The sequence below is a fragment of the Arthrobacter sp. HMWF013 genome, assembly GCF_003061105.1.
GTDB lineage: Bacteria > Actinomycetota > Actinomycetes > Actinomycetales > Micrococcaceae > Arthrobacter.
On sequence record NZ_QAIQ01000424.1, the window covers coordinates 1 to 3,209 of the forward strand.

General features: G+C 65.2%; 3 protein-coding genes and 2 pseudogenes. All 5 read right to left on the reverse strand.

Features of this window, described 5'->3' with window-relative positions; all coding sequences use genetic code 11:
• A pseudogene (locus tag DBR22_RS15525) lies at positions 1–695 on the reverse strand (aminodeoxychorismate synthase component I); the annotation flags it as partial.
• A gap of 16 nt (positions 696–711) precedes the next feature.
• Positions 712–1,272, reverse strand: coding sequence for a low molecular weight protein-tyrosine-phosphatase (locus tag DBR22_RS15530; RefSeq protein ID WP_108599768.1), 561 nt, complete (start codon positions 1,270–1,272; stop codon positions 712–714).
• 115 nt (positions 1,273–1,387) lie between these two features.
• The gene (locus DBR22_RS15535) at positions 1,388–2,011 is read right to left on the reverse strand and encodes a LysE family transporter (RefSeq protein ID WP_108599766.1); all 624 of its coding nucleotides are present in this window, start codon (positions 2,009–2,011) and stop codon (positions 1,388–1,390) included.
• A 44-nt stretch (positions 2,012–2,055) separates the two neighbouring features.
• On the reverse strand, positions 2,056–2,877 hold the full coding sequence (locus DBR22_RS15540) for a methyltransferase domain-containing protein (protein ID WP_108599767.1): 822 nt from the start codon (positions 2,875–2,877) through the stop codon (positions 2,056–2,058).
• A 58-nt stretch (positions 2,878–2,935) separates the two neighbouring features.
• A pseudogene (locus DBR22_RS15545) lies at positions 2,936–3,209 on the reverse strand (MarR family transcriptional regulator); the annotation flags it as partial.

Consider the following 3,209-nt stretch of genomic DNA (forward strand, 5'->3'; position numbering starts at 1 on the left):
GAGTCCAGCCACACAGCGTTCCCGGAGCTGCCGTAAAGCGTTTTGAAGAGGGTGGGGGCGTCCGGCCGGGATTCAAGCCGCTCCGCCCGGAGCTTGAGGCCGCGGCGGGCCGCAAGCTCCGGGATCAGCACCGGACCGAGGGCGGGCAGGTAGGTGAGGGCCTGCAGCACGTCTGGCGGGGCTGACCCATCTGCCTTGTTGAGCACCCGGATATCAGCCTCGTGAGGGACGTCGTCCGCCGCCAGCCACGCTTCCTCCTGGGCGGCCCACTGGTCCCAAAAAGGTTCGTACGTTCCGCCGTCGCGTTGAAGCGCCCGTACCCGGCGGACGCTGTCCGGCGAATCGGCCCAGATGACGGCGCTGAGCAGTGGCCGGGCCTCCTGGGCGGCGGCTCCGACGCCCTCCACGATGACAATCTCAGCCGGCGCAGTGACGCGGGCGTCGCCGTCGTAATGGTTGGCCCAGTCCCAGCTGATCCACCTGGCGTGGTCACCGCGGCTCAATGGTGTGAGCACTGTCGAAACGTAGCGTTCGATCCCAGCCGTGAGGCCGTTCCAGCCGGGGTAGATTTCCTCAAGATGAAAGAGCGCCACCTTGTGGTGGTTCCGCAGCAGTGCGGCCAGTTCGATGGCAAGAGTGGTCTTCCCTGCGCCGGATCGCCCGTCAATGGCGATGATTACAGGTGCGGGGGTCATGAAATAGAGCGTACCGCTACTGGATCAGCTGCTGCCTCGGTGACGTCCGGTGGGAGGGCGGTGACGCCTGGTGGAGCGCCGCGCGGACGAACTCCACCATGCCGGGAATGGCGCTGTGGATCTGCTGCCACACGTTGTCAAAATCGGCATGGCCGCCGTACCAGGGATCCTCGATGCCCTGGTCCAGCAAATCACTGAGGGCCACCGCGGGATCGAAGCTGCGGAGCATGCGTACTTTGTTCATGGATTCCAGGTCCGGCGCCGCATCGCGCAGCCAGGCGTAGTGGTCGATATCCAGGGCCAGAATCAGGTCCCGCTCGCGGAACCATGACGCCTGCCATTCGCGGGCAACATGGGCCTCTGAACCCAGTTTGGTGATTGCCAGCCTGCGGGCGGCACGGGGATCGATCGGCCGTCCCGCCTCGTAACCCGTGGTCCCTGCCGAGTCCACGGACACCGCATGGTCCAGGCCTTCCGCGCGGAGCGCTGCGGCCAGCATCAGCTCGGCCATGGGTGACCGGCAGATGTTGCCGGTGCACACGGCGATGATGCGGTATGGGCTCGGCGATGAGTTCATGGAGCTAAGCATGAAAGATGGATGACCCTCTTGGCTAGCCGCGTTTCAGCAAGATTTACAACTTTTGTCAATGGATTTGTAGATACCGTAAACTCCGGGTTGATGCTGCCGCTGCCTAATGGATCAAGGCCAGCAGGATGCCTACTCCGATAAAAAGTACGCCGAAGATCCGGCTCAGGATTCTTTGCCCGTGGGCGTTGTGGGTGAAGCGCTGGAACGACTTGGCAGCCAGTGCGAAGAAGAACCACATGACCAGGATGTCGATGGTCACCACGGTGGCAGTGAGGACCAGGTATTGCGGGAGGAGTGGCTGTTCCGGGCGGATGAACTGCGGCATGAAGGCGAGGAAGAAAACGATCGCCTTGGGGTTCAGCAGGTTCACCCAGAGGCCGCGCCGGAACATTGACCACGCCGGCTCGTTTCCCAGCGCAGCGGCCTGCTCCTGATCCAGGTCCGGCTTGCTCAGGAACTGCCGGATTCCCAGATACACCAGGTAGGCGGCGCCGGCATAGCGTATCACGTTGAACGCCACCGGGGAACTTGCCACCAGAACCCCCACACCCAGCGCCACGATCACCACATGGACCACCAGGGCTGCCTGCTGGCCCAGGATTCCCCAGATGGACCGCTTGAAGCCGGACGTCAGCGAGTTGCTCATGGTGTTGATGGCCCCGGCGCCGGGCGTGAAGCTGATCAGTGTGCCGGCGCCAACCAGGGCCAGCCAAAGGGAGATTTGCACCAGTCAAGTTTAGTGCCGGGTTCAGCCCTGGTTTCACCACGGGATCAGGCCCGGGCGATGACCTCGCCGTTGGGAATGAGGAACCAGCCGTCGTCGGTGGACCCCCAGCGGTGCCAGCCGGCCGAGATCCGGGCGAGGTCCGCGGGATTGGCGAAACCGTACTCAAGCGCCTGCTCCGCGAATGCTGAGTGCAGCACACGCTCGCCCCAGACGCGGGCCTGCCAGCGCCGCTGCTGCCCTGTGGCGTAGAGCCAGTTGCTGCTGGTGGGGGCAACGTCGGTGAAACCTGCGGACTGGGCCCAGGAGACCAGGCGGCGGCCGGCATCGGGTTCGGCCCCGTTGCGCCGGGCAATCCGCTGGTAGAGCTCCATCCATTCGTCCAGCTCGGGGATGGCGGGGTACCAGCTCATGCCGTGGAAATCGGCGTCGCGCACTGCCACGATCCCGCCCGGCTTCGCGACGCGGCGCATCTCGCGGAGTGCTTCCACCGGGTCGGTGAGGTGCTGCAGGACCTGGTGGGCGTGCACCAGATCGAACGTTTCGTCCTCAAAGTCGAGGTCATAGATATTGCCGGCCACAAACTCGGCGTTCGCCACGCCGCGCTCTGCGGCCAGCGCCGTGGCCTGGGTGATGATGTCCGTCGAACGGTCCAGCCCCGTCACCTTGCCGGGGGAAACCAGCACCGCGAAATCGCAGGTGATGCTGCCTGGTCCGCAGCCGACGTCGAGCACGCTGACACCGGGAGCCAGATGTGGAATGACAAAGGCCGCGGAGTTCTCCGCGGTCCTTGAGGCGTGGGCGCGGACCACCGACTCGTGGTGGCCGTGCGTGTACACATCGTCATCTTCAGGCTGCTGCGCACTCATAACCAAACGCTACCGCCGCCGCGGCCCGATGGGGAGGAGCGGCCGCGTGGTTTCCAGCCTAGGGGCGCGGCGCGGCGGAGGAGGGACCGTCGTCGGACGCTTCCTGGCGGGCCGCCATGGTGGCCTCCACCATGGCGGTCATAAATCGCGTGACCGTCTCAAGTTCGTCCTCGCCGAAGGCGGCCATGGCAGTGCCCATGTGGCGCGAGAGCGGCATGAACATGGCGCCTCCGTCCTGGTACGCCTTGGGGGTCATGCGGAGCTGGACCTGCCTGCGGTCGGTGCCGAGCCGTTCCCGGATGACATGTCCGGACTGGACCAGCCGGTCGATC